Raw genomic sequence first — 26,270 nt, forward strand, 5'->3', positions numbered from 1 at the left:
GCGGACAACGGATTCGAACATGAAAGTCCTGATCGTCGAAGACGAACCGAAAGTCGTCGAGTACCTGAAGAGCGGCCTGACCGAGGAAGGCTGGGTCGTCGATACCGCGCTCGACGGCGAGGACGGCGCGTGGAAAGCCGTCGAATTCGACTACGACGTCGTCGTGCTCGACGTGATGCTGCCGAAGCTCGACGGCTTCGGCGTGCTGCGCGCGTTGCGCGCGCAGAAGCAGACGCCCGTCATCATGCTGACCGCGCGCGACCGCGTCGACGACCGCGTGCGGGGCTTGCGCGGCGGCGCCGACGACTACCTGACCAAGCCGTTCTCGTTCCTCGAGCTGATCGAACGGCTGCGCGCGCTGACGCGCCGCGCGCGCGTGCAGGAATCGACGCTGATCTCGATCGGCGACCTGCGGGTCGACCTGATCGGCCGCCGCGCGACCCGCGACGGCACGCGGCTCGACCTGACCGCGCAGGAATTCCAGCTGCTCGGCGTGCTCGCGCGGCGCAGCGGCGAGGTGCTGTCGAAGACGACCATCGCCGAACTCGTGTGGGACGTGAACTTCGACAGCAACGCGAACGTCGTCGAGACGGCGATCAAGCGCCTGCGTGCGAAGCTCGACGGCCCGTTCGCGGACAAGCTGCTGCATACGATCCGCGGGATGGGCTACGTGCTCGAGGCGCGCGAGGACGGCGATACCGAGAGGCCGGCATGAAACGCTCGATCGTCCTGCGGCTATCGGCGATGTTCGGCATCGTGTCGCTGCTCGTGTTCACGCTGGTGGGCTGCGGGCTGTTCGTGATGATGGAGCGCCAGCTGTTCGCCGAGCTGCGCGCGACGCTCGATACGCGCACCAAGGTCGCCGAGATGATCGTGTCGCACGCGCTCACGTCCGAACGCGGGCGCCTCATGCAGGAAAAGCTCGCCGATCTCGAACCGCCCGACGGCTCGACGCGCTACCAGGTCGACAGCACGAATCCGGATTTCCGGTTCGGCAAGCCCGTCGACGGCGTGCCCGTCGGCGCGCCGTTCGGCGCATTCCAGCGCTACGCGCTGAACGACAGCAGCTACGACGTGATGACGAAGACCGTCACGGTGGCCGGCAACGGCGAGCGGCCGACACTGAGGCTGATCGTCGCCAGCTCGTGCGAGCGCACGCAGCGGATGCTGCGCCGCTTCGGCTGGACGCTCGCCGGGCTGATCGCGATCGCGACGATCATCACGCTGCTGCTGAGCCGCGCGGTGGCCCGCTTCGGGCTCGCGCCGCTCGACCGGCTGTCGCAGGATGCATCGGCCATCAGCCTCGCGAACCGCCGCCAGCGGCTGCACACCGACGCGCTGCCGGCCGAGCTGCGCGACCTCGCCACGTCGTTCAACGGCGCGCTCGATCGCATCCAGCAGACCTACGCGCGGCTCGAGGCGTTCAACGCGGACGTCGCGCACGAACTGCGCACGCCGATCAGCATCCTGATCGGCCAGACCCAGGTCGCGCTGACCAGCCGCGACCGCACGGTCGAGCGGATGCGGCAGACGCTGCAGTCGAACCTCGAGGAATTCGAACGGCTGCGCGTGATCATCAACGACATGCTGTTCCTGTCGCGCAGCGACCGCGGCGAACGGGCAACCGACCTGAAGGACGTGTCGCTCGCCGACGAGGTGCGGCGCATGCTCGATTTCCTCGAGATCCCGCTCGACGAGGCGCAGTTGCACGCCGAACTGCACGGCGACGCGCGCGCGGCCGTCGATCCGTCGCTGTTCCGTCGTGCGATGACGAACCTGCTGATCAATGCGATCCAGCATTCGTCGCCCGGCGCGACGTTGCACGTGACGATCACGCGCCGCGACACGCTCGTCGAGATGGCCGTGTCGAACCCCGGCGAGCCGATCGATCCGGTGCAGCGCTCGCATGTGTTCGAACGCTTCTACCGGCTCGAGGAAGCCCGCGCGAACAGCAAGGAGAACCACGGGCTCGGGCTGTCGATCGTCAAGGCCGTCGCCGAGATGCACGGCGGCAGCGTATTCGTCGCGTGTTCGGGCGGCGTCAACACGTTCGGCTTCTCGGTGTCGACGGAACCCTGCGCGGGCGGACCGCTGCGCGCGGGAGATGCAACCGATGCAACCGGCGTGGTCGACTCCACCGATTCGCGGCCGGCGCACGCGCCGCGGGCGCTGCACTGACGGCGGCTGCGCCTGTCGACGTCCGGCCGCCTCCGATCGGCGCTTGCCGGCCACGAACGCGGCGCGGGACGCATTACGCGCGCGGCTTGCCGCCCTGCTCGCGCCACGCCCGCGGCGACATCGCAAACCGCTCGCGAAACACGCGACTGAAATGCGACATGTCGTTGAATCCCCAGCGCAATGCGACGTCCGACACGCGCAGCGACGCGCATTGCGGATTCGCGAGATCCTGCGCGCACCGTTCGAGCCGCAGGTTCCACACGTGACGCATCAGCGACGTCTCCTCGGCCTCGAAGAGCTTGTTGATGTACCGCGACGAAATCCCGATCGAGCGCTCGATCATCATCGGGTTCAGCTCCGGATCGTGCAGGTGCTCGAGCACATGCCGCTTCACACGCGTCAGTGTCAACGCCTTCATCCTCGATTGCGCGAGGTCGTTGCGTTGCATGCCCCCGAGCGTCATCGCGATCAGCGTGATCGCGGTATCCGACAACTGCCGCATCTCGTCCTCGGTCACACTGCGGATCTGCGACGACATCTGCTCGAGAAACGCACGCATGACGCTGCCGACGCCGTCCCCGGTTTGCGTCGGGCACGCCGTGCGGTGCTCCATCCCGACGACGAGCTGGTTCAGCGTCGCACGGGGAATGCTGACGACGATCTCGCGCCACGACTGGCCGAACTGCAGGTGGTGAGGCCGGGTCGCGTCGTAGATCGCGAAATCCCCGGGATGCAGCGTGACGATCTTGCCGTCCTGTTCGACCGACTGGCTGCCCTCGAGCATCAAGACCCCGAAATACTTGTCCTCATACTCGCTGCGCGCCTGGCGATAACGCCGGATCACGGCCTGCTCGCTCGCGTGGATTTCCGAGATTCGCATCTTTTCGCACTTGCGCTGCCGCACCCGGCCGAAGAAATCGGCTTTCTGCACGGCCGCGATCTGCACGTCCGCGAACAGGCGCAGAATCGTCTCGCGCCAGAATTCGATACGCTGGCTGACCGAGCCGTCGATCGGCACCTCGATGGCCGCGTTCGTCCGTTCGTCCAGCGGGCTGCCGGACGCCGGACCGGGTGCGTCGCCGCGTGCGGCGCGCGGGAGAGGACGCATCGTCATGGTCGTGCCCCACATGGGTTAGCAAACACGCAGCCGACAGCGTGCCCGTTCAAAAGCGCATTGTCCAATCGATGACCGCGTACGCCGCATGGCCGGTCGAACCGGCACGCGGCGCGGCGGCGGCATGCTACCGCTCCGGACATGTCATGCGCACGTCGTCCGACGCCAGTCGGACGACTGTTCATACGCATACGCAACGCGGTAGAGCGTCGCCTCGTCGAAACGGCGCCCGACCAGTTGCAGCCCGATCGGCAGATCGTCGGCTACCCCGCACGGCAGCGACATTGCCGGATGCCCGGACACGTCGAACGGCGCGGTATTCGCGAGCATCTCGAACGCCCGCGTCAGCGACTCGGACATCGCGCAACCGGGCTCCGGCAGCTTCGACGCGCGCATCGGTACGGTCGGCATCAGCAATACGTCATACGACTGCAGCGCCGCGTCGTAAGCCGATCGCAAGCGTCGCGCGAGGTTCTGGCACTTCGCGTAGTAACGCCCGCGATACCGGCTCGTGAAATATTCGCCCAGCAGCATCGTCACCTTCACGGTATCCGGCAACTCGTCGGCGCGCTCGCGCCAGCCCGCGTGATGATCGATCATGCCGGTCACGTACAGGCCTCCCCAGTTGAAACCGTGGCTGTTGCCCTTCATCATCTGCTGCGTCGCGCCCTCGGCCGCAATCGGCAGCCAGATCGCGGTGCCGGCCGCATGCAGCGGCACCGACACTTCGTCGACGCGCGCGCCCAGCTTGCGCAACCGGAGCGCGGCGGCCCGCACGGCCTCGTCGACCACCTTCTCCGAATTGGCGAGCCCGAACGCCTCGCGCAGGATGCCGATCCGCAATCCCGCGATGCCGTCGCGGATCACGCCGAGATAGTCGGCGCGCGGCGGCAACGTCCGTTGGCGCGGATCGAGCCCGTCGTCGCCCGCGATCACGTCGAGCAGCAGCGCGTTGTCGAGCACGTTGCCCGTCATCGGCCCCAGATGATCGACGGTTGCCTCGATCGGCATCGCGCCGGTGTACGGCACGAGCCCGTGCGTCGGCTTCATCCCGTAGATGCCGCAATAGGCGGACGGGATCCGCACCGAGCCGCCCTGGTCGCCGCCGAGCGCCATGTCGACCTCGCCGCTCGCGACCAGCGCGCCGCTGCCCGACGACGAGCCGCCGGACGAGTGCCCTGCCTTGCGCGGATTGTGCACCGGCCCCGACGCGCTCGTGTGCGAGCCGCCGGAAAAGCAGTAGTACTCGCAGGTCGACTTGCCGGCGATCGTGCCGCCGGCGTCGAGCACCCGCGTGACGACGGTCGCATCGACATCGGGCACGTAGCCCTCGAACGTGGTCGAGCCATTGCGCATCGGCACGCCGGCGACGCAGATGTTGTCTTTCACGACCACCGTCCTGCCGCGCAGCTTGCCGTCGGCGGCGCCGTGGATCGTGCTCTTGCGCGCCCACGCGCCGTAACGGTTCTCGTCGCCCTCCGGGCGGTAGCCGGGCGTGCGCGGATACGCGACGACGGGCAGATAGTCGGGCAGCGCGTCGATCGCATCGTAGGCGTCGAAGTTCGCCTGCAAGGCATCGTCGTATTCGGCGAGTTGCCGGGAATCGAGATGAAAGCCGAAGCCGGCTGCCATATCGGACAGTTGTTCGCGGGTCGGGCGTTTGATGGCCATCGACGTTCTCCAGTTCGGTAAGCGGCACCGCCGGCCCCGGCGGTGCCGGCAGGATTCAGCGGGCGATGGCGACGGCGTCGCGCATCATCCCGGTGCGCGGATGGCAGTTCACGTATTCGTAGACCTGATGCTTCGCGTCGAAGACGGAAACCTCGTGATACAGCCGCAGTTTCGACAGCCCGGTGACGACGCGGAAGAACGTGACGAAGATCCGCAGGTGCGTCGGATGGGATTCGGCCCATCGCTCGAGGCGGTCGAGCGAGCGCCAGTGGCCGATGTTGTAGCTCTCGTCGAGCACGTTGCCGTCGAGATCGATCGAGCGCACGTAGCGGTTGCTGTAGCAGCCGACCTCCGTGCCGTTGTCGCGCAGGAAGTCCATTCCGCTGCGCAGCGTCGGCTCGATCTCCTCGAGATACAGTCGGCGCTCGTCGTGCTCGGCCGCGCGCCAGTCCTGGCCGGAGCGAATCAGCGCGATGTTGTCGTGCGCCAGCACGACCACGCGGCCACCGCGGGCCGGATCGCCCTCGACGATGCGCAACTCGCCGTCCGCCCGCATCCAGTCCGTCTGCGAGATCGGGAACCGGTCGCGCATCGATCCCCAGTAGCCGTGCTCCTCGATCTCGCCGCTGACGCCGTCCATGATCGCGCCGACGCCGGGGAAATCGTTCGTGAATGCGTAGAGCGTCTCGAACTGCTCGGCGCGCGGCGCGACGATTTCCCGGAAGTAGCCGATGCCGTCCGCGAGGCGTGCGTCGGAGGCCCACCATTCGACGAGTGCGGGCGACGCAATCCAGCGCGCATACGCGGCCGGATCGCGCCAGTAGCCGACGGCGATCAGGTTCTCGTAACCCTGGTCGTCGGTGTGTTGCGTCAGATCGAAGTTGTTCGGGCCGTCCTGCGCACCGAAATCGGCGACGATCCCGCGCAAAGCGGCCAGTGCCGCCGCGCGCTTGTCGGCGCCGCCGTATTGCACGCCGAAATAGCCCATCACGACCTGGCTCAGGTCTTCGGCGGCCCGGGCGACGTACATCGGGAACGGCGGCTGGTAGTCATCGGCGACGCGGCGCGACAGCGTCCGCGGGCAGACCAGGTGTTTGTCGATGGCGGATTCCATGCATGACCTCTCTGGAAAGGGAATCGGGTGTCGGGGTATCGACGTGGGGAAGGAGCGACATGCACCGGCCTTATCCCGGCGCATGCGGGTGGTCAGAAGATGTGCGCGTAACGCAGGCCGGCGAGCACACTGTTCTTCGGACCGTTGCGCACGCTCAGGTCGGTGCCGAGCTGGATTTGCACCTGGTCGGCCTTCGTCACGAACTTCGCCGCGGTGATCCGCAGGCGCGTCGTGCGCAGCGCGTCGTTGTTGTCCGTGCCGTCGACGCTCGTTTCACCGCCCCAGAGCTGCGTGACGCCGATCCCGAGCGACGTGCCCGGATCGGGCATGTAACGCACCATCGCCTGTGCGCTGTAGCTCATCCGCTGATGCAGCGTCGCGCCGCTCGCGCCGTACGACGTGTTGTTGCCGTACCAGATCGCGTCGCCGACGAGATCGAGTGCCCACTGCGGCGAAAAGTGCTTGACGTAGGCTGCCTGGAAATCGAGCGACCAGCGGTTGGCGCCGAGATTGAGACCGCGGTTCTGGTCATAGCTCCCGGTCGGCGCGTAGACGTAGACCGTCGCGGCGGCGACGTCCTTCGCTTCGTTCAGGCGGAATTTCAACGGTGCGGTCAGGATCACGTCGCCGACACCGTTCGTACTGCCAAGCGCGCCGGCGTTGCCGAAGCTGCTGATGTGACCGAACGGCAGCAACACCTGCGGATCGATCGTGAGCCTGTCGGTGAGCTGGAACACATGCAGCAGGCGGGCGATGCCGACATTCGACTGCAGGTCGAAATCCGACGTCCGGTGGCCGTTCGCGTAGTAGGCGTTCGTCGCGGAATAGTTGTAGTACAGCACGCCGATCGTCGCGCCGACCGGATACTGCTCATAGTCGCCGGGATCGACCTCGACCGCGCCCGCGTAATGCGATGCGACGGCGATCAGCGACAAACCGATCCAGCGCGCGATCCGCTTCAGTTTCATTCTGTTGACGTTGTCCATCATGCTCCTCACCTGGTTGCGCAGACACCGCCACGCTCGACGCACGACGAACGGGAACCGTCGCCGGATGGTGGAATCGCGGGATGCTGGCCGACTGTTGTTCCGCCGTTACATCGGGGATGCCGGCGATTCGCGACATCGAACGGCCGTCGCTTGAGGATGAGAATAGGAAGGCAAAATCCGCAGTTCTGTTTTCCGGCGGAACAAGAAATTGGCTGTGGCGGACCTGCGCCTCCGATGTCATGCAGCGGTCGCAAAACGTGCGCCGCTGCCGCTGTTTTCGTGCCGGGCGCTCGCCAATTGCCGCCCATCTCCGCTCATCCGCGCGCATCGGCCCCATGCCGCGCCACGGGGCCGTCTCAGCACAGTTTCCGATCCGTGCCGGCAAAGAACCGCGCTTTTTCTCTTCTTACCCTGCTCGTCGAGCGTGACCGACACCACGCGTCCACGCCCCGCCACGGCAATACCAACGCGATGGCGGCGGTCAACCCGAACCACGACAAGGAACCCCACGATGAGCGCGATCCCTTCCGCGGAAACAGCCTCGACGCCCGGCGAACGTGCCTGGGCGCTGTTTCGCGTGTTGAAAGAGAAGAACCTGATCCCCGACGGCTATATCGAAGGCCTGACCGAGCTGATGTCCACGACCTGGGATCCGGCCAACGGCGCGCGCATCGTCGCGCGTGCGTGGGTCGACCCGGCGTTTCGCGAACTGCTGCTGAAGGACGGCACGGCCGCGTGCGCGCAGTTCGGCTACACCGGCCCGCAGGGCGAGTACATCGTCGCGCTCGAAGACACGCCCACGCTGAAGAACGTGATCGTCTGCAGCCTGTGCTCATGCACGAACTGGCCGGTGCTCGGGCTGCCGCCCGAGTGGTACAAGGGCTTCGAATATCGTGCGCGGCTCGTCCGCGAGGGCCGCACGGTGCTGCGCGAGCTCGGCACCGACCTGCCCGACGACGTCGTCGTGAAGGTCTGGGATACGACCGCCGAAAGCCGCTATCTCGTGCTGCCCGTGCGGCCGGCCGGCAGCGAGCACATGACCGAGGAACAACTGCGCACGCTCGTCACGAAGGATGTGCTGATCGGCGTGGCGCTGCCGCGCGCGCGCTGACTCCCCCCGTTTCGCTCTCGACCTTCATCTCGGAGATCACATATGGACGGCTTTCACGACCTCGGCGGATTCCAGGGTTTCGGCCCGGTGCCGCACACGATCAACAGTCTCGGCTACAAGCCGGTCTTCAAGGAAGACTGGGAACATCTCGCGTACAGCCTGATGTTCGTCGGCGTGGACCAACTGAAAAAATTCAGCGTCGACGAGGTACGTCACGCGGTCGAACGCATCGACGTACGCCAGCATGTCGGCACGCGCTACTACGAGCGCTACGTGATCGCGACGGCGACATTGCTCGTCGAAACCGGCGTGCTCACGCAGGATGAACTCGACCGCGCGCTCGGTTCGCATTTCCGGCTCGCGAACCCGCCGACGTCCGGCGGCCGGGCGGCACCGCCCGACTCGACGCGGTTCGAGGTCGGCGAGCGTGTCGTCGTTCGCGACGAATACGTCAGCGGGCACATCCGCGCGCCGGGCTACGTTCGCGGCAAGGAAGGCGTCGTGCTGCACCGGACGACCGAATCGTGGCCCTTCCCGGACGCGATCGGCCACGGCGACACCGGCGCCGCCCGTCAGCCGACCTACCATGTCGAGTTCCGCGTGAAGGATCTGTGGGGCGACGCCGCCGACGACGGCTACGTCGTGGTCGACCTGTTCGAAGGCTACCTGGATCGCGCGTCCGGGCAGAGCGCATGACGACGCCGGGGAAGCAAGGCGCGCCGGCCGCCCCTGGCCCGAGGATTCCGGTCACCGTGCTGTCCGGCTTCCTCGGCGCCGGGAAAACGACGTTGCTGAACCACATCCTGCGCAATCGCGCGGGACTGAAGGTCGCCGTGATCGTCAACGACATGAGCGAAGTGAACATCGACGCCGACGATGTGCGGCGCAACGTCGAGCTGCATCGAGGCGAGGACGAACTGGTCGAGATGAGCAACGGCTGCATCTGCTGCACGCTGCGCGCCGATCTGCTGGAGCAGATCAGCACGCTCGCGCGGCAGCGCCGCTTCGACTATCTGCTGATCGAGTCGACCGGCATCTCGGAGCCGATGCCGGTCGCGGAGACGTTTGCGTTTCTCGATCGGGACAGTTTCAGCCTGAGCGAGCTGGCACGGCTGGACACGCTCGTCACGGTGGTCGACGGCGAGACGTTCGAGGACATGATCACGTCGGCCGAACCGGTCGCGCACGACGCGGCGCTCGCGAACGACGGCAATTCCGGTCCGCCGCGCAAGCTGTCGGACCTGCTTCTCGAGCAAGTCGAATACGCGAACGTGATCCTCGTGAGCCGTCTCGACCGGATCGGCCACGCGGGTTTCGACCGGCTGTGCGCGATTCTTGCGTCGCTGAATCCATCTGCGCGAATCCTGCCGATGCAGCACGGCAAGGTCGATCCGTCAGACGTGCTCGATACCCGGCGCTTCGATCTGCCGGCGCTCGTCGAATCGCCGGGATGGATGCAGCGCATGCAGATCGACGAACGTCCCTCGGAATCGGATGCGTACGGGATCGCGTCGTGGACCTATCGTGAACGTGCGCCGTTTCATCCGGCGCGCCTGCTCGCATGGCTGCGCCGCCCGTGGGACAACGGCCGGCTGCTTCGCTGCAAGGGTTATGTCTGGGCTGCGCACCGCTATCCCGAGATCGCCATGCTCGTGCAGACGGGCGGCGCGTTCCAGTGGGGTTACGTTGGGCGATGGTGGCGATTCATCCCGCAGTCGGACTGGCCGCACGACGACTATCGCCGCGATGGCGTGCTGAAAAAATGGGAGGAGCCTGCAGGGGATTGTCGGCAGGAAATCGTGTTCATCGGGCAGTCGGTCGATCACGACCGGTTGCGTCGCGAACTCGATGCGTGCCTGCTGACGGTCGAGGAAATCGACGCGGGCCCGGAGTCGTGGCTGTGGCTTCCGGAAGCCGACGCGTTCGACGCGCTCGCGGCGGCCGCTCGTCCGTGACGTGAGACTCGATGCCTTCGGTTGCAACGCCTGCGTCCAACGACTGTCGAGCACCGGTGAGCGCCGTGCCCGGTTCGGCGTTACCTGAATCCAGACAGCGCCGCCGAGGGCAGTTTTCTTCAATACCGGCACGCGCGGCTTCTTTAGTCTCGATGCGACTTTGACATTCGCATGGAGGCAATCAATGAGCATGCTGGTTTCGATGGCCGCGTTCGCGCTGGCGTCGTCGATCACCCCCGGTCCCGTCAACATCGTCGCGCTCAGCGCGGGCGCGCGCCACGGTCTCGGCGCAAGCCTGCGGTATGCGGCCGGCGCGACGCTCGGCTTCGTCGCGCTGTTCCTGCTGATCGGCCTCGGGCTGCACGCGGCGCTCGCGCGCTGGCCCGTGCTGACGACCGCCACGCAGTGGTCGGGGATCGCGTTCCTGCTGTACATGGCGCTGCGGCTCGCGCTCGACGACGGCCGGCTGTCGGCCGACCCGGACGTGGCCGGCCCGTCGGCGGCGTCCGGCGCTGCGATGCAGTGGCTCAATCCGAAGGCGTGGCTCGCGTGCGTGGCCGCGATGGGCGCGTACGCGGCCGACGGCGACCGCGCGCAGGTCTGGCAGTTCGCCGCGCTGTATCTCGTGATCTGTTTCGCGTCGATCGCTTGCTGGGGATATGCCGGCGCATCGCTGCGGCACCGGCTCGCGAACGCGCGGAGGATGCGCGTGTTCAACCGGCTGATGGCGCTGCTGCTCGCGGGCAGCGCGCTGTTTCTGCTGGACGTCTAGCCGGCCGGCTCGCGGGTCAGGCGCTTCGGCGTATCGACGGCGCGAGCGCACTCCGCGCTCTGCGCGCTGCCGTTCAGCTCGTCGCGCTGCGGTACTGGCCGGGCGTCGCGGCCGCGATCCGCCGGAACGCGCGCTGGAAATGGGCCTGGTCGGCAAAGCCCGCGTCGAGCGCGACGTCGGCGATCGGCCGGCCGCGGCGCAGCTCCGTGCGGCCGTACTGCACGCGGCGGTCGATCAGGAACGCATGCGGCGTCATGCCGTAGCGCGCGTTGAACGCGCGGATCAGGTACGACGGCGACAAATCGGCGGCCGCGCAGATCGCATCGAGCGTGACGCCCTCGCGGCAATGCGCGGCGATGTAGTCGGCCGCGCGCGCGAGCTTGGCGTTGTCGTCCCCGGCGCGCGGGCCGGGCAGCTCGCGGTCGAGCGCGCCGTGCAGCGCCGTGAAGAATTCGACCGCCGCGCTCTCCTTGCCGAGCGGATCGATGCCGGGCGCGACGAGCGTCCGGTAGAAGCCGCCAAATTGCGCGAACAGGTCGCGCCGCTCGGTCAACTTCGGCGAAAAGCCGTGAAAATCGCGGTTCGGATCGCGGCCCAGCGAATGCTGCAGCCGCGCGAGCCACGGCACGTCGACATAGACCATCCGGTACGCCCACGCGTCGGGGCCGTACGGATTGCACGCATGCACCTGTTCCGGATCGATGATCACCAGCACACCGCGCCCGACGTGCTCGTGCGTTGCGCCGTTCACGTAGGTGCTCGTGCCGCCGACGATCGCGCCCACCGAAAACGTGTCGTGCGTGTGCTTCGCGTAGCAGATCGAGCGGCCGTCGTCGACGGTGCGCGCCTCGATGAACGGCAGCGCGGCATCGCGCCAGAACGGCGACGGTACGACGGATCGGTTGGCGGTACGGCTCACGCGGCGGGCTCCCGGTTCGGACGGCGACCGCCCACCGTACAAGACTGTGCGGCGCCGCGCAACCGGAACGCCACGCTTCGATACGGGATTGCGCCGTTTCGCCTAAGCTTTGAATTCCGTCCGCCGCGGCGCCCGCGGCGGTTTTCGTTCACTCCTCTTCCGTCACGCTCATGCATATCGATCTGAAAGGCAAGACCGCGGTCGTCACCGCCTCCACCGCCGGCATCGGGCTCGCGATTGCCGAAGGGCTCGCGCGCGCCGGTGCGCGCGTCGTCGTCAACGGCCGCAGCGATGCGTCGGTGCAGTCCGCGCTCGCGCACCTGCGCGCGGCCGTCCCCGACGCGGGCTTCGACGGCATCGCGGCCGATCTCTCCGATGCCGCGGGTGTCGCCCGCATCACGCAGCACACGCCCGCGGCCGACATCCTCGTCAACAATGCGGGCATCTACGGCCTGAAGGCGTTCTTCGAGATCGACGACGCCGAGTGGGAACATTACTTCCAGATGAACGTGATGTCCGGCGTGCGGCTCGCACGGCATTACCTGAAGGGGATGATCGAACGCAATGCCGGCCGCATCGTGTTCATTTCGTCGGAATCGGGCCTGAACATCCCGGTCGACATGATTCATTACGGATTCACGAAAACCGCGCAGCTGTCGATCGCACGCGGCCTCGCGAAGCTCGCGGCCGGCACCAACGTGACCGTCAACTCAGTGCTGCCGGGGCCGACGATGTCGGACGGCGTGCGGGCGCTGCTGAAGGAAACAGCCGACGAAACCGGCCGCAGCGTGGAAGACGTGGCCGTGGAGTTCGTGCGCAACCATCGTTCGAGCTCGATCATCCAGCGGCCGGCGACGCCCGAGGAAGTCGCGAACCTGGTGGTCTACGTGTGCTCGCCGCAGGCTTCGGCGACGACGGGCGCCGCGTTGCGGGTGGACGGCGGCGTGGTCGACACGATCGCGTGACGGCGGGCGGGCACGGCCGCCGCGCTAGCGCGAAGCGGCCTTGCCCGGCTGGAGCGTGCCCTTGCGGTCGGCGTTCATGCACGAATCGAAGCCGTGTTGCGTGACGATGCCGGCCCTGTCGAACACGACGAAATATTCGCGGTGATCGTTGCCGTGCTCGATGAAGTAGTTGTAGCAGACGCCGCTGCCGTTGCGGACCATCCACACGCTGCGCGGGTTGCCGGCCGCGCGGACGACATCGGCGCGCGTCGCGCCGTGCCGCGACGCGGCCCGCGCGAGCGGCGTGCGTGAGTACGAAAATGGCAGCCACGAGTCGAACCACGCGCAGCCGTGCAACATCAGGCAGCTGGCGGCCAGGGACAGCGTCGCTGCGGGACGGGCCATCGAAATCAATCGCATGCTTGGGAAAATCTGCTGCGCCATGCCGGCGTGATCGAAAGCCCCATGCTACTCGACCTTTGGGTCCGGATCGAAAAGAAATGTAGAGATCTTTATACGAATCCCTGCATGTCATGCCCGCGCGCAAGCCCGGTCGTTGCAGCCCCCACATGCTTGCACGCGCATCGAATCTGCCGCGCCGATGCGTCAAATCGGCACAACGTCGCGCATCGTCACGCGATCCACTCGGCCCACAGCATCGTCAGCACCGTCATCAGCGCGGGGCCGACGAACAGCCCGATCAGGCCGAACGTCTCGGCGCCGCCGAGGATGCCGAACAGCACCAGCAGGAACGGCAGCCGCGCCGAGCTGCCGATCAGCACCGGCCGCACGAAATGCTCGGCCACGAACACGACGACGAAACCGAGCACGGCCACCACGACGGCCCACACCGTCGCACCCTGCACGAACAGCCAGAGCGCCGCGCCGCAGAACACGATCGGCGCGCAGAACGGCAACATCGCGGCAATCGCCGTGACGAGGCCGAGCAGCGCCGCATGCGGGACGCCGGCCAGCGCATACGCGATGCCGAGCAGCGCCCCCTCGCCGAGCCCGACGACGACGAGCCCCGTCACCGTGCCGTACACGGCCTTGACCATCCGGTCGATCAGTTCCGCGCCGTTGTGCCCGAACGCGCGCCGCGCGCCCTGCAGCAATGCGCCCGACAGCTTGTGGCCCGCGCGCAGGATCACGAACAGCGTGACGAGCATGAAGCCGAATTCGAGCAGCACATGCGCGAGCTTCGTGCCGAACTGCCGCCCGAACGCGAGGAATTTCTCGCTGTTGACGCCGTGCATCGCACTGGCCGGATGCAGCGGATGGCCGAGATTGGCCTGCCACCATTCGGTGATCTGAGCCGAACCGTAAGGCAGCCGGCTGACGACGTCCGGCAACGGAATGCCGCTGTCCTGGACCGACTTCAGCCACTCGCGCAGGTCGTGCGCCTGCCCGATCGCCTGGACGGCCGCGACCGCGATCGGCAGCACGACGAGCAGCGAGATCGCGGCCGTGATGACGGTCGCGATCAACGTCGGCCGGTCACGGAACAGCCGGTGCGATTCGAAGCATTTGAGCAGCGGCCACATCGCGATGGCGATCACGCAGGCCCATGCGATGGCGGGAATGAAGTCGCGGATGATCCACAGCGCGAGCACCAGCAGCGCCGCATACAGCACGACGCGGGCAACCTGCTGCGCGCGCGGCCGTGCGGCGGAGTCGTGAGACGACGGGACGTGTGCGCCCATGGCACCTCTGTCGAAATGAAAAATGGCGGTTCGCGCAGGCAACCGGCCTGCATGAACCGCCATTCTATCCATCGGCGCCGGATCGGCGACGCGCAAGATGCGCGCGCCGTGTCGTCAAGGCGGCTCAGGCCGCCTTGTCGGCGATCCGGTAGCGCTCGAGCCAGTGCGCGTACGGCGCGGGCAGCGTCCACGACGGACGCTCGACGCCGAGCTGCCTGGCCGCGTAGTACGGCCAGTGCGGATCGGCCAGGTGCGCGCGACCGACCATCACGAGATCGAGCTGCGCTTCGGCCACCACGCGGTTCGCCAGTTGCGGCGTGTCGATCCCCCATGCGGACGACACCGGCAGCCCGGCCTCGCGGCGCACGCGCTCGGCGATCGGCGCGAGGAACGCCGGGCCCCACGGAATCTGCGCGGCGGGCGTCGAGAAGCCGACCGACACGCTCAGCATGTCGAGCCCTTCCCGCTTCATCCGCTGCGTGAGCGCGATCGACTCGGCGAGCGTCTCTTCGTCGCGGCCGTCGTATTCGATCACGCCCAGGCGCGCGGTCAGCGGCAGGTGCTCGGGCCAGACCTTGCGCACGGCCGCGAGCGTGTCGACGAGGAAGCGGCCGCGATTCTCGGCCGAGCCGCCATATTCGTCGGTGCGGTGGTTCGAATGCACCGAGAAGAAGCTCTGGCCGAGATAACCGTGCGCAAAGTGCAATTCGAGCCATTCGAAGCCGAGATCGCGCGCACGCTTCGCCGATGCGACGAAATCGGCCTGCACGCGGGCGATGTCGTCGTGCGTCATTTCACGCGGCACTTTCGGCAGGTGCGCGCCGAACGGCACGGCCGACGGGGCGATGGTCTGCCAGCCGCGCGGATCGCCGTCGGCGATATGGTCGTCGCCTTCCCACGGGCGGTTCGCGCTCGCCTTGCGGCCCGCGTGCGCGATCTGGATGCCGGGCACCGCGCCGGCCGCCTTGATCGCCGCGACCGACGGCGCGAACGCTGCGGCCTGCGCATCGGTCCACAGCCCCGCGCAACCCGGCGTGATGCGCCCTTCCGGCGACACGGCCGTCGCCTCGGCGATCACGAGGCCCGCGCCGCCGCGCGCGATGCCGGCCAGATGCACGTGATGCCAGTCGTTGACGACGCCGTCCTCGGCGACGTACTGGCACATCGGCGGCACCGCGATGCGGTTGCGCAGCGTGACATCCTTGAGTTTGAACGGTTCGAACAGGGCAGACATCCACGGCTCCTTTGCTTGGTTCTGCAAAACGACGGGAAACGCGCCGTGCGGTGCGCACGACGGAACGATTCGGGCCGTCGCCGGACGGCTTGCGCCCGGCGACGGATACGGTGCGGCGCCGGCCCGGCCGGCGCCATCGGCTCAACGGCGGCCGAGTTGCGCGAGCAGCGCCTCGGCGGCGGGCGCCGACGACGCGGGGTTCTGCCCCGTGATCAGCAGCCCGTCGGTGACGATATGCGGCGCCCAGTCGGCGCTGCGTTCGAATTGCGCGCCGTTGGTCTTCAGCATGTCCTCGACGAGGAACGGCACGACTTCCGTCAGTTCGACGGCCGCTTCCTCGCTGTTGGTGAAGCCCGTCACGCGCTTGCCGCGCACGACCGATTCGCCGGTCTGCGGATTCTTCACGTGACGCAGCACGCCCGGCGCGTGGCAGACCGCCGCCACCGGCTTGCCGGCCGCCAGCGCGCGCTCGATCAGGCCGATCGAATGCAGATCCTCGGCGAGATCCCACAGCGGGCCGTGGCCGCCCGGGTAGAACACGGCGTCGTAATCGTCCACGGACACGTCGGCCAGCTTGCGCGTCGACGCCAGTTCGGCCTTGGCCGCCGCATCGGCTTCGAAGCGGCGCGTCGCGTCGGTCTGGGCGGCCGGATCGCTGCTTTTCGGGTCGAGCGGCGGCTGGCCGCCCTTCGGCGACACGAGCGTCAGCTCGACGCCCGCATCCTTGAACACGTAGTACGGCGCGGTCAGTTCCTCGAGCCAGAAGCCGGTCTTCTTGCCGGTGTCGCCGAGCGTGTCGTGCGAGGTCAGGACAACCAGAATCTTCATGATCGGACACTCCTTCGAAAAGTTAACGGGAACGGGGCCGCATGATCCAGAAAACCGGCCGGCGCGGCGCGCCGCCTGTCCGTTAGTCAGCTGTGACGCGTCATCGTGCGACCCGCGTATCCGAATGCGGCATGCGCCTATTAGACCAGTCGTCTAGAACATTCGAAAATAAAACGACGGCGTCTCGCCGCGCTACCAGCACCACGGCGCGAGATGGCATTTTCGCGCCTTGCTTGCCTGCGCCACGGACGTCGCCGCATTCACGAGGACGGATGATAGTCGTGGATTAGACCGGTCGTCTAGTAGTCGGACAATCATCCCTGCCATCGTCATGGCCTTTCTCGAGGGGCCGATCCGTGGGTGTCCGCAGGTACTCGCGCCTCGCCTTCACCGCGCCGGCTGGTCGCGCAACGGACCGTCGGTGTCGCCCGCCTCGATTGTCGGCGCCTCGAGCCGGTGCTCGCGCACGCCGTCGCCAAGCAGGCGCAGCATCAGTTCCGCGAGCGAGCGCCCCGACGCGTGGCCGGTCGGCTGTACGACCGCCGTCACGCGATACGGGTGCGCGAGGCCCGGCGGCACGCCGTCGTAGACGATCAGCGACATGTCCTCGCCCAGGCGCAGCCCGCTGTCCACGAGCGCCCGAAACGCGCCGCCGCCCGCGATATTGTTGTCGACCAGCAGCGCCGTCGGCCGCTCGGCGCGCGCGAGCAGCGCCCGCACCGCCTGCAACCCGCCGTCGTGCGTGAACGGGCACTCGACGAGCAGCGCCGGATCCGGCTCGATGCCGGCTTCGCGCAGTGCCGACAGATAACCTGCACGGCGCTGCGCGGCGAAATTCAGGGCAAGCGGCGCGCTGATCATCGCAATGCGCCGGTGCCCGAAACCCGTCAGCCGGCGCACCGCGTCCCGCGCGCCCGCTTCGTTGTCGAAGTCGAACCACGCGTACGGCTCGGCCATCCGGGTCCGGCCGTAGGCCACGTACGGAAACGCGCTCGCCTGCAGGTACGCGATGCGCGGATCGTCGACCAGCGTTCGCGCGACGATCAGGCCGTCGACGAGTTTGCCTTCGACGATGCGCCGATAGGTGTCCAGTTCCGCGTTCGGCCGCGCCGACGCGATGATGAAATCGAGATTGCGTTCCGCGAGCCGCTCGGTGATGCCCGCGACGACCTCGCCGAAACGCGGATCGCCGAGATCGCCCGCGCCGAACGGATAAACGATCCCGATCATGTCGGCCCGACCCGTCGCCAGCCGGCGCGCGGTCGGGTCCGCCACATAGCCCATTTCCCGCGCGGCCTTCGCCACGCGTTCGCGCGTCGCCTCGCTGACGTCGTCGTAGCCGTTCAGCGCACGGCTGACCGTCGTCCGCGACAGCCCGAGCGCGTCCGACAGCGCCTTCAGATTCACCTTCACCGTCACTCCTCGCATTCGCCGATCCGCCCGGCCGCCCGAACACAGGGATGCACCGGCCGGGTAATTATTTCCAATTGGTAACGATTACCGTCAATTAAATATCTTTTGCGTTCCAAACCGGTTTGAAATAGCATCCAAACCGGTTTGGACATCGATGCCCACTCAGCCGTTCACATTGACCTTTCCAGGAAACGACGACGAGATGACATACTTTCCCCTTTTCCGCCCGACGACGACCAAACGTTTGCTCCTCGCTGGCGGCGCACTTGCCGCCTTCGCGTCCGTCGCGCACGCGCAGTCCAGCGGCACGGGCGCGCCCATGCCCACGCCCCATACGCAGCAGGCCTACGATCCCGAAGGCAACTTCACGATGCGCTGGACGCGTGCGGACATCCGCCAGATCGTCGCGCAGTCGCACACCGCCGGCGCCGACAAGAACTCGCTGCCGCAAGCGCTGACGATGCCGGACATCCCGCAGGATTTCCCGCTGATCAACTCGAACGTGTGGGTATGGGACACGTGGCCGCTGGCCGACCTGCGCGCGAACCAGCTCAGCTACAAGGGCTGGGAGGTGATCTTCTCGCTCACCGCCGATCCGCACGCGGGCTACACGTTCGACGACCGTCACGTCCACGCCCGCATCGGCTTCTTCTATCGCCGCGCGGGCATCCCCGCGTCGCAGCGCCCCGCCAACGGCGGCTGGACCTGGGGCGGCCACCTGTTCCCGGACGGCGCGAGCGCCAGGGTATTCGGTACCGCACCGATGACCAACAACGCCGAATGGTCGGGCTCCGCGCGCCTCACGAACGGCAGCAACGTCAGCCTGTACTACACCGCGACGTCGTTCAACCGCTCGGCGCCCGGCGGCGCGGACATCACGCCGCCGCAGGCGATCATCACGCGCGCCGACGGCAACATCCACGCCGACGACAAGCACGTGTGGTTCACCGGCTTCGGCGATCACAAGGCGCTGCTGCAACCGGACGGCAACTACTACCAGACCGGCCAGCAGAACACCTACTTCTCGTTCCGCGATCCGTTCGTGTTCACTGATCCCGCGCACCCGGGCAAGACCTACATGGTCTTCGAAGGCAATACGGGCGGCCAGCGCGGCGCACGCACCTGCACCGAGGCCGATCTCGGCTACGCGCCGAACGATCCGTACAAGGAAGATCTCAACGCGGTGATGAATTCGGGCGCAGTGTATCAAAAGGCCAATGTCGGCCTGGCGGTCGCGACGAACCCGCAATTGACCGAATGGAAGTTCCTGCCGCCGATCCTGTCGGCGAACTGCGTCGACGACCAGACCGAGCGCCCGCAGATCTACCTGAAGGACGGCAAGTACTACCTGTTCACGATCAGCCACCGCACGACGATGGCGGCCGGCGTCGACGGCCCGGACGGCGTGTACGGTTTCGTCGGCAACGGCATCCGCAGCGACTTCCTGCCGCTGAACGGCGGCAGCGGCCTCGTGCTCGGCAACCCGACCGACTTCTCCGCGCCGGCCGGTGCACCGTATTCGCAGGATCCCAACCAGAACCCGCGCGAATTCCAGTCGTATTCGCACTACGTGATGCCGGGCGGCCTCGTCGAGTCGTTCATCGATGCGATCGGCCCGCGTCGCGGCGGCACGCTCGCGCCGACGGTGAAGGTCGGTATCAACGGAACGTCGACGGCGGTCGATCGCACGTATGGCCGCGGCGGGCTCGGCGGCTACGGCGACATTCCGGCGAACCTGCCCGCGACGGGCGACGGCCACAACCCGTGAAGCCGGGATAACCAACAATAACGATCATCGATAAAGGCACGGGGTTAGGGAGGCGCATATCGCGCGTGTCGCGTGCGCGCCTCCACCTTTTTCCTTCCATCCATTGCGCGCACCGCCGTCGAAAGCGGCAGGCGCCCTTCTTTCCCGCCTTGCACGGCGAAGCACGACACCCCGAATGATATCGACGTCTTTTCGCTTTTCCGCCCGGATCGCCCGGTTGCTGCTCGCCTGCGTGGCCTGTACCCAGGTCGCTGCCGCGCCTTGCCACGCGCCGGCTGACGACGGCACCCCGCAATGGCGACCCGCGCTCCATTACACGCCGCAGCGCAACTGGATGAACGATCCGAACGGGCTCGTCTACGACAACGGACGCTATCACCTGTTCTACCAATACAATCCGCTCGGCAACGACTGGGGCAACATGTCGTGGGGCCACGCGACGAGCACCGATCTCGTCCACTGGCGCGAGCAGCCGGTCGCGATGCGCGCGAACGCGACGGAGGAAATCTTCTCCGGCTCGATCGTCGCCGACACCCTCAATACGTCCGGCCTGGGCACGCCCGGCCACCCGCCGCTCGTCGCGCTTTATACGAGCGTGTACAAGGCGGGCTCCGGCCACGCGCAGGGCATTCAGGCGCAGTCGCTCGCGTACAGCCTCGATCACGGCACGACGTGGCAACCTTACGCACGCAATCCGGTGCTGACGCTCGACCCGGAATCGAAGCAATTTCGCGATCCGAAAGTGTCGTGGTATGCGCCGGGCGGCTACTGGCTGATGACGACGGTCGTCGCCGATGCGCACGTCGTGAAGCTCTATCGCTCGGACGACCTGATCCACTGGAATTTCCTGAGCGATTTCACGCGGCCGGGCGTGCCGCACGACGGCGCGCTGTGGGAAATGCCCGACCTCGTGCCGCTGCCGCTCGACGGCGACCCCGCACAAACACGGTGGGTCATGATCGTCAACGTCAACCCGTGGTCGATCGCCGGCGGCTCGGGCTCGATGTATTTCGTCGGCCACTTCGACGGCCGCACGTTTACGCCGGATCGCGTCGCCCCCGCCGGTTCCGATCCCGCGCAATTCCACTGGGTCGACCACGGCGCGGATTTCTACGCAGCCGGCACCTTCTCGGGCGCGCCCGGCTCACGGCCGGTCGCGATCGCGTGGATGAGCAACTGGGATTACGCGGCGAAAGTGCCGACCGCGCCGTGGCGCGGCGCGATGACCCTGCCGCGTGAACTCTCGCTGAAAACGATCGACGGCGAACCGACGCTCGTCGTCGCGCCGGCCACCGCGTTCGACGCATGGGCGGACGGGCGACCCGCCGTACACGAAGGCGACCTCACGGTCGACTCCGCGACACGCGCGCTGTCGCCCGCGACGCGCGGCGCCGTCCAGCGCATCACGGTCACGCTCGAGCCGCGGCACGCGGCGCGTGCCGGCCTGATCGTCCGGCGCTCGGCGGACGGCTCGGTCGGCACCCGGATCGTGTACGACACCGTGAAGCGCACGCTGACGCTCGACCGCTCCCGCTCCGGCGAAGCGAATTTCGCCGGCACGTTCAGCGGCGAGCACATCGTGGACCTGCCGCTCGAGCACGGGCGGCTGCGGCTCGAGATCGTCGTCGATCGCGGCTCGGTCGAAGTGTTCGCGAACGGCGGCCGCGTGGCGCTCACCGACCTGATCTTCCCGCCGCCCGACGCGGACCGCGTCGCCGTATTCGCCGAGCACGGCCGCGCGACGTTCTCCGGGCTCACGGTGACGCAGCTCGAAGCCGGCGGCGACAGGCACGGCGCCTGTGCGGCGCGATAGATGCAATCCGTCCGCCGATGACGGGGGCTGTCCGCCCGGCGCAACGCCGGGCGGTTGCAGCCCCCGCCGGGGCCTCGCCGATCAGAGCAAGCCCATCCCGCCCGACGCGATGATCTCCGCGCCGACGATGAACGCGGATTCCGGCGCGCTGAGGTGCAGCACCGTCGACGCGATCTCGTCCGGCGTGCCGAACCGGCCGATCGGAACGAGGCCCTTGATCTTGTCGGCCGTCTCGTCGAGCGTGGCCGCGTCGAACCCGAGCTTGCCGTAGAGCGGCGTCTGCACGGGCCCCGGGCTCACGACGTTCACGCGCACGCCGTGCGGCAGCAGTTCCGTCGACAGCGTCTTCGCGAACGAATTGACGGCCGCCTTGCTCGCCGCGTACACCGACGAGCCGGGCATCCCGATGTGCGCGTTGATCGAGCCGTTGATCACGATCGACGCGCCACGGTTCAGCAGCGGCACCAGCGACTGGATCTGGAAATACGCGCCCTTCACGTTGGTGTTGAACACGAGATCCCACATGGCCTCGTCGCTGTCGGCGAACGGCGCGAGTTTCGCGACGCCCGCGTTGATGAACACGGCGTCGAGCCGCGCGCCCGCCGACGCGATCGCATCGGCCAGCGCGCGGGCCGACGCGACGCTGCCGGCCTCGTTGCGGATCGCGAGCGCATCCGCGCCGAGCGTCTGCCGCGCGGCCTCGAGCGTCTGCGCATCGCGCCCGGTGATGATGACCCGCGCGCCTTCGGCCGCGAATGCCCTGGCGGCCGCCAGGCCGATGCCGCTGTTGCCGCCCGTGACGAGGACCGTCTTTCCTTCGAAGCGTTGCATGATGTTCTCCTGTGAACCGGTGAGTTGACCGTGGACACAGGATGCGCGCCGCGCCCGGCCTTGCCGTACGACGGGCGCGACGAACACGTTCGAAATCGTCGAACGTGTTTGCGCGGGCGGGTTCGGTCGCGTTGTTCCGCGCCGCGTCAGCCGGTCACGTCGATGCCGTCGAGCAGCCGCTGCGCGAGCCTCGGTTCGCGCAATTGCTCGAGCCACCATTGCAGCGCCCGGCCGTCCCGGTCGCCGTGCCACGCGACATACAGCCGGTTCGGCTCGCGCGGATCGGCCGTCTGTCTTTCCACGAGCTCGCCGCGCGCGAGCAGCGACGCCACGCGCCGGCGCGGCACCCAGCCGACGCCGAGCCCGTCGCGCTGCGCGAGGATCTTCGCGCGCATCGACGGCACCGCCAGCACGGCCTGCCCGCCGAGCAGGCCATACGCGCGGCCGGCCGCGCGCCGCGACGAATCGGCGACGACGACCGCCCGGTGCGCGCCGATCGCATCTCGCGTCAGTGCGCCGCTCACGGCGGCCAGCGGATGGCGCGGCGATACCGCGAACACCCACTCGATCGCCCCCAGCTCGAACCACTTGAAGCCGGGAATCGCCGGCGGCTCGTTGGTCGCGCCGACCACCAGGTCCGCACGGCCGTCGCGCAGCGCTTCCCAGGTACCGCCGAGCACTTCGTGCGTGAAACGCAACGACACGCCCGAATCGAGCGCATCGAACGCGTGGACGACGGGCAACAGCGTGTCGAACTCCAGCACCTCGTCGCTGACGATCCACAGCCGGTCTTCCCAGCCGCTCGCGACCTGCCGCACGCGCTGCGTCAGCCGCGCGACGTCCAGCGCCAGCCGCGCCGCCTCGTCGGTCAGCAGCTGTCCGGCCGGCGTGAGCTGCAGCCGGTAGCCGCGCCGGTCGAACAGCAGCGCGTCGAAGCGCGTTTCGAGCTGGCGCGCCGCGTGCGATACCGTCGACGGCGCCTTGCCGAGCCGCGCGGCCGCCCGCGACAGGCTGCCGGTGGCGCGGATCGCGTCGAGCAGCGCAAGTTCGTCTTCGGACAGCATGGGATCGCTCCGGTGTGGGGTTGTCGTGGATCGTAAGGCAGCGGCGGGCCAAGGTCCAATCGGGCGATGCGGGCCGGTCGTGCCGATCGTGCCGGTCACGCGCGTGTCCCGCCCGGCCGGTTCGGCCGGCCTCCGCGCGATTCCTTGCGCTCCGGCGGCCGGTACAGGCATTCCGTCACGCCGCCACGCAACCCGCACCATGCCGCCGCGACCGGCTTCCGGTATGCTGGTCGACTCGAAATCATGGCAACTGAGGTAACCACTGCGATGGACATCGCGATCCGCATCGAAGGCCGTCACGACCTGACGGGGCAGATCTTCCGGCAACTGCGCACCGCGATCGTCGACGGGCGCCTCGCGGGCGGCGCGCGGCTGCCGTCGACGCGCGACCTCGCGAAACAGCTCGGCGTTTCGCGCAAGACGACGCTCGACGCGTTCGAGCGCCTGGTGGCCGAGGGCTACCTGAATACCCGCGCGGGCGACGGCACGTTCGTCGCCGACGGCCTCGCGCGCGTGCCGCACGCCGCGTCCATGTCGGCGCCGTCGCTCGTCGACGGCACGCCGCGCGTCGACGCGGTCGATGCCCGCGCGCTGTGGAACGACCTGCCCGACGCGCTCGCGATGCCCATACAGCACGATGCGCCCGGCTTCGACTTCCGCGGCGGCGTGACCGACAAGACGCTGTTCCCGTTCGACGCGTGGCGGCGCTGCCTGCATCATGCGCTGCGCCAGCAGATGCGCGGCCCCGCCCAGTATCACGACCCGGCCGGCGATCCGCAGCTGCGCGGGGCGATCGCGCGTTACGTCGCGTTCAGCCGCGCGGTCGCGTGCGGCTGGGACGACGTGCTCGTCACACAAGGCGCGCAACAGGCGCTCGACCTGATCGCCCGCGTCGTCGTGCGGCCCGGCGATGTGGTCGCGGTCGAGGATCCCGGCTATCCGCCCGCGCGTGCCGCGTTCGCGTCGCTCGGTGCGACGGTGATCGGCGTGCCGGTCGACGCGCACGGCCTGGTCACGGAACGGTTGCCCGACGACGCGCGCCTCGTCTACGTGACGCCGTCGCATCAGTTCCCGCTCGGAATGCCGATGACGCTGGACCGGCGCGTCGCGCTGCTCGAATGGGCGCAGCGCCGCCGCGCCGTCATCATCGAGGACGATTACGACGGCGAGTTCCGCTTCGAGGGCCGCCCGGTGGAGTCGCTGAAGAGCCTCGACCGCACGGGCCTCGTCGCGTATGTCGGCACCTTCTCGAAGACGATCTTTCCGGAACTGCGGATCGGCTACGCGATTCCGCCGCGCGCGCTGCGCGGCGCGCTGGCCAAGGCGAAGCAGATCGTCGACTGGCACACCTGCACGCTGACGCAGGCGGCGCTCGCCCGCTTCATGCTCGAAGGCGACTTCGCACGGCACCTGAAGCGCGTGCAGAAGCACTACGACGCGCGTCGCAAGATGCTGATCGCGCATCTGCGCGGCGAACTCGCGCCGTGGTTCGACGCGATCGTGCCGACCGCCGGCATCCATCTCGCCGCCCGCCTGAAGCCGGGGCTCGACGAGGCGGCACTCGTCCGCGCCGCCCGCGCGCAGGACATCGGCCTGTACGGCATCTCGGCATTCCACGTCGGCGTGCCGGTCAGTGCGGGGCTGCTGTTCGGCTATGGCGGGATCGACGCGCTGCGCATCGACACGGCGCTTGCGAAGCTCGCCGGCCTGCTGGGTTCGGGCAGCATCGGCGGCACGGCACTGGTTACCTGAATTTTTCAGAAATTGGCCATTCAAGCAGGCCAGCTTGCGCCCTAAAGTGGGTCCTGTCGCGCCACCGTGCGCTCCAACCGAAAAAGGACCTGCCATGCAACCTCGCCTGAACTTCTATACCGCCAGCCCGAACGCCATCAAGGTGATGCGCAACGCCGAGGACTTCATCGCGAAAAGCTCGATCGAGAAGCCGCTCGCCGAACTCGTCCGCCTGCGCGCGTCGCAGATCAACGGCTGCGCGTTCTGCGTCGACATGCACACGACCGACGCACGCAAGGACGGCGAAACCGACCGCCGTCTCGCGACCGTCGTCGTGTGGCGCGAAACGCCGTTCTTCACCGAGCGCGAACGCGCGGCGCTGGAATGGACCGAGGCGTTGACGCTGGTGGCCGACAACCACGTGCCCGACGCCGTCTGGGAGGCCGTGAAGCCGCATTTCACCGACGAGGAACTGTTCGACCTGTCGATGCTGATCGCGACGATCAACACGTGGAACCGCTTCGCGATCGCGTTCCGCAAGATGCCCGAGTAAGGGGACGACGATGACGTACGCCACGCTCCGTCGCGCCGCCCTCGGCGCATGGCTCGCGGCCGCGCTGCTGCCGGCCGCCGCCCATGCGCACGACACCGGCGACAACGTGCACACGATCATGCAGCAGGCCGTGCCCGAAGCGCCCGGCAAGCTCGCGGTCGTCGCGACCGTCGACTATGCGCCCGGCCAGGCGTCAGAAGCCCACCGGCACCTCGGCTCGGTGTTCGCGGTCGTGTCGAAAGGCGAAGTGCTGTCGCAGGTGAACGGCGGCCCGCTGCACCGCTACCGCGCCGGCGAAGGCTGGTACGAGGCGCCCGGCTCGCGCCACCAGGTGTCGCGCAACGCGAGCGCGACCGAACCCGCGCAGATCGTCGTGTTCGGGCTGACCGGCGAACACGTGCCGCTGACGTCGCCGATCGATCAGTAAGCGCTTGCGGAGGCGCGTGCCGTTGTCGACGCACGTGCCCCCGCTGCGCGACCGGGTTCGCCGCCGTTTCCCTTCCCGGGCCCCGCCGCTCCCCGCCGGTTTTCCCTCGCCGTTTCCGCATTAGCCGCTCCCTACACT

General features: G+C 67.9%; 24 protein-coding genes. 12 read left to right on the forward strand and 12 right to left on the reverse strand.

Going from position 1 to position 26,270, the window contains the following annotated elements; all coding sequences use genetic code 11:
- Positions 1-19 precede the first annotated feature (19 nt).
- Positions 20-715, forward strand: coding sequence for a heavy metal response regulator transcription factor (locus tag E9536_RS00840; protein ID WP_021159240.1), 696 nt, complete (start codon positions 20-22; stop codon positions 713-715).
- Entirely contained in the window at positions 712-2,178 is a 1,467-nt protein-coding gene (locus E9536_RS00845) for a heavy metal sensor histidine kinase (RefSeq protein WP_136469095.1), read from the forward strand. The genes E9536_RS00840 and E9536_RS00845 overlap by 4 nt, the downstream gene beginning before the upstream one ends.
- A gap of 73 nt (positions 2,179-2,251) precedes the next feature.
- Here the strand turns inward: E9536_RS00845 and E9536_RS00850 are convergent, their stop codons facing one another.
- The 4 genes from E9536_RS00850 to E9536_RS00865 form a co-directional block, all read right to left on the reverse strand.
- On the reverse strand, positions 2,252-3,292 hold the full coding sequence (locus tag E9536_RS00850) for a helix-turn-helix domain-containing protein (protein WP_059695019.1): 1,041 nt from the start codon (positions 3,290-3,292) through the stop codon (positions 2,252-2,254).
- A 144-nt stretch (positions 3,293-3,436) separates the two neighbouring features.
- Positions 3,437-4,963: an amidase gene (locus E9536_RS00855; RefSeq protein WP_136469096.1), complete on the reverse strand. Its 1,527-nt coding sequence runs from the start codon at positions 4,961-4,963 to the stop codon at positions 3,437-3,439.
- Positions 4,964-5,018: 55 nt separating this feature from the next.
- Positions 5,019-6,077, reverse strand: a complete 1,059-nt coding sequence (locus E9536_RS00860) for a phenylacetaldoxime dehydratase family protein (protein WP_060195900.1) — start codon at positions 6,075-6,077, stop codon at positions 5,019-5,021.
- Between the two features lie 92 nt (positions 6,078-6,169).
- Entirely contained in the window at positions 6,170-7,066 is an 897-nt protein-coding gene (locus E9536_RS00865; protein ID WP_136469097.1) for a transporter, read from the reverse strand.
- A 511-nt stretch (positions 7,067-7,577) separates the two neighbouring features.
- Between E9536_RS00865 and nthA the strand changes: the two genes are divergently transcribed.
- The 4 genes from nthA (at position 7,578) to E9536_RS00885 (ending at position 10,904) form a co-directional block, all read left to right on the forward strand.
- A complete protein-coding gene (nthA, locus tag E9536_RS00870) occupies positions 7,578-8,177 on the forward strand; it encodes a nitrile hydratase subunit alpha (protein WP_136469098.1) in 600 nt (199 codons plus the stop codon).
- A 42-nt stretch (positions 8,178-8,219) separates the two neighbouring features.
- Entirely contained in the window at positions 8,220-8,873 is a 654-nt protein-coding gene (gene nthB, locus E9536_RS00875) for a nitrile hydratase subunit beta (protein ID WP_027791483.1), read from the forward strand.
- Positions 8,870-10,132: a GTP-binding protein gene (locus E9536_RS00880; protein WP_136469099.1), complete on the forward strand. Its 1,263-nt coding sequence runs from the start codon at positions 8,870-8,872 to the stop codon at positions 10,130-10,132. The genes nthB and E9536_RS00880 overlap by 4 nt, the downstream gene beginning before the upstream one ends.
- A gap of 184 nt (positions 10,133-10,316) precedes the next feature.
- The gene (locus tag E9536_RS00885; protein WP_012338243.1) at positions 10,317-10,904 is read left to right on the forward strand and encodes a LysE family translocator; all 588 of its coding nucleotides are present in this window, start codon (positions 10,317-10,319) and stop codon (positions 10,902-10,904) included.
- Between the two features lie 73 nt (positions 10,905-10,977).
- Here the strand turns inward: E9536_RS00885 and E9536_RS00890 are convergent, their stop codons facing one another.
- Positions 10,978-11,823, reverse strand: a complete 846-nt coding sequence (locus E9536_RS00890; RefSeq protein ID WP_060085199.1) for an AraC family transcriptional regulator — start codon at positions 11,821-11,823, stop codon at positions 10,978-10,980.
- A gap of 170 nt (positions 11,824-11,993) precedes the next feature.
- Here E9536_RS00890 and E9536_RS00895 point away from each other — a divergent pair, with 170 nt between their 5' ends.
- The gene (locus E9536_RS00895) at positions 11,994-12,788 is read left to right on the forward strand and encodes an SDR family NAD(P)-dependent oxidoreductase (protein WP_059696233.1); all 795 of its coding nucleotides are present in this window, start codon (positions 11,994-11,996) and stop codon (positions 12,786-12,788) included.
- A gap of 24 nt (positions 12,789-12,812) precedes the next feature.
- Here the strand turns inward: E9536_RS00895 and E9536_RS00900 are convergent, their stop codons facing one another.
- The 5 genes from E9536_RS00900 to E9536_RS00920 form a co-directional block, all read right to left on the reverse strand.
- The gene (locus E9536_RS00900) at positions 12,813-13,187 is read right to left on the reverse strand and encodes a hypothetical protein (protein WP_049097651.1); all 375 of its coding nucleotides are present in this window, start codon (positions 13,185-13,187) and stop codon (positions 12,813-12,815) included.
- A gap of 212 nt (positions 13,188-13,399) precedes the next feature.
- Positions 13,400-14,470, reverse strand: coding sequence for an AI-2E family transporter (locus E9536_RS00905; protein WP_124531347.1), 1,071 nt, complete (start codon positions 14,468-14,470; stop codon positions 13,400-13,402).
- 124 nt (positions 14,471-14,594) lie between these two features.
- The gene (locus E9536_RS00910; RefSeq protein ID WP_027791477.1) at positions 14,595-15,704 is read right to left on the reverse strand and encodes an NADH:flavin oxidoreductase/NADH oxidase; all 1,110 of its coding nucleotides are present in this window, start codon (positions 15,702-15,704) and stop codon (positions 14,595-14,597) included.
- Positions 15,705-15,845: 141 nt separating this feature from the next.
- Positions 15,846-16,532, reverse strand: coding sequence for a type 1 glutamine amidotransferase domain-containing protein (locus tag E9536_RS00915; protein WP_136469100.1), 687 nt, complete (start codon positions 16,530-16,532; stop codon positions 15,846-15,848).
- A 387-nt stretch (positions 16,533-16,919) separates the two neighbouring features.
- Positions 16,920-17,960, reverse strand: a complete 1,041-nt coding sequence (locus E9536_RS00920) for a substrate-binding domain-containing protein (RefSeq protein ID WP_059696239.1) — start codon at positions 17,958-17,960, stop codon at positions 16,920-16,922.
- A 187-nt stretch (positions 17,961-18,147) separates the two neighbouring features.
- Here E9536_RS00920 and E9536_RS00925 point away from each other — a divergent pair, with 187 nt between their 5' ends.
- Positions 18,148-19,713 carry a glycoside hydrolase family 68 protein gene (locus E9536_RS00925; protein ID WP_027791474.1) on the forward strand — a complete coding sequence of 522 codons (1,566 nt, stop codon included), beginning with the start codon at positions 18,148-18,150 and terminating at the stop codon, positions 19,711-19,713.
- Between the two features lie 175 nt (positions 19,714-19,888).
- Entirely contained in the window at positions 19,889-21,526 is a 1,638-nt protein-coding gene (locus E9536_RS00930; RefSeq protein ID WP_136469101.1) for a glycoside hydrolase family 32 protein, read from the forward strand.
- 81 nt (positions 21,527-21,607) lie between these two features.
- Here the strand turns inward: E9536_RS00930 and E9536_RS00935 are convergent, their stop codons facing one another.
- Together E9536_RS00935 and E9536_RS00940 are read right to left on the reverse strand one after the other, a co-directional pair.
- Entirely contained in the window at positions 21,608-22,357 is a 750-nt protein-coding gene (locus E9536_RS00935; RefSeq protein WP_027791472.1) for an SDR family oxidoreductase, read from the reverse strand.
- A 146-nt stretch (positions 22,358-22,503) separates the two neighbouring features.
- The gene (locus E9536_RS00940; protein WP_136469102.1) at positions 22,504-23,421 is read right to left on the reverse strand and encodes a LysR family transcriptional regulator; all 918 of its coding nucleotides are present in this window, start codon (positions 23,419-23,421) and stop codon (positions 22,504-22,506) included.
- Between the two features lie 267 nt (positions 23,422-23,688).
- On the opposite strand from E9536_RS00940, the gene E9536_RS00945 reads away from it, so the two are divergent.
- The 3 genes from E9536_RS00945 to E9536_RS00955 all read left to right on the forward strand — a co-directional run bounded on the left by E9536_RS00945 (position 23,689) and on the right by E9536_RS00955 (position 26,132).
- Positions 23,689-25,173 carry a PLP-dependent aminotransferase family protein gene (locus tag E9536_RS00945; protein ID WP_124814810.1) on the forward strand — a complete coding sequence of 495 codons (1,485 nt, stop codon included), beginning with the start codon at positions 23,689-23,691 and terminating at the stop codon, positions 25,171-25,173.
- Between the two features lie 94 nt (positions 25,174-25,267).
- Positions 25,268-25,705, forward strand: a complete 438-nt coding sequence (locus E9536_RS00950; RefSeq protein ID WP_021159255.1) for a carboxymuconolactone decarboxylase family protein — start codon at positions 25,268-25,270, stop codon at positions 25,703-25,705.
- A gap of 10 nt (positions 25,706-25,715) precedes the next feature.
- The gene (locus E9536_RS00955; protein WP_059696248.1) at positions 25,716-26,132 is read left to right on the forward strand and encodes a cupin domain-containing protein; all 417 of its coding nucleotides are present in this window, start codon (positions 25,716-25,718) and stop codon (positions 26,130-26,132) included.
- Positions 26,133-26,270: the final 138 nt, after the last annotated feature.

The organism is Burkholderia sp. LS-044 (assembly GCF_004803625.1).
GTDB lineage: Bacteria > Pseudomonadota > Gammaproteobacteria > Burkholderiales > Burkholderiaceae > Burkholderia > Burkholderia cepacia.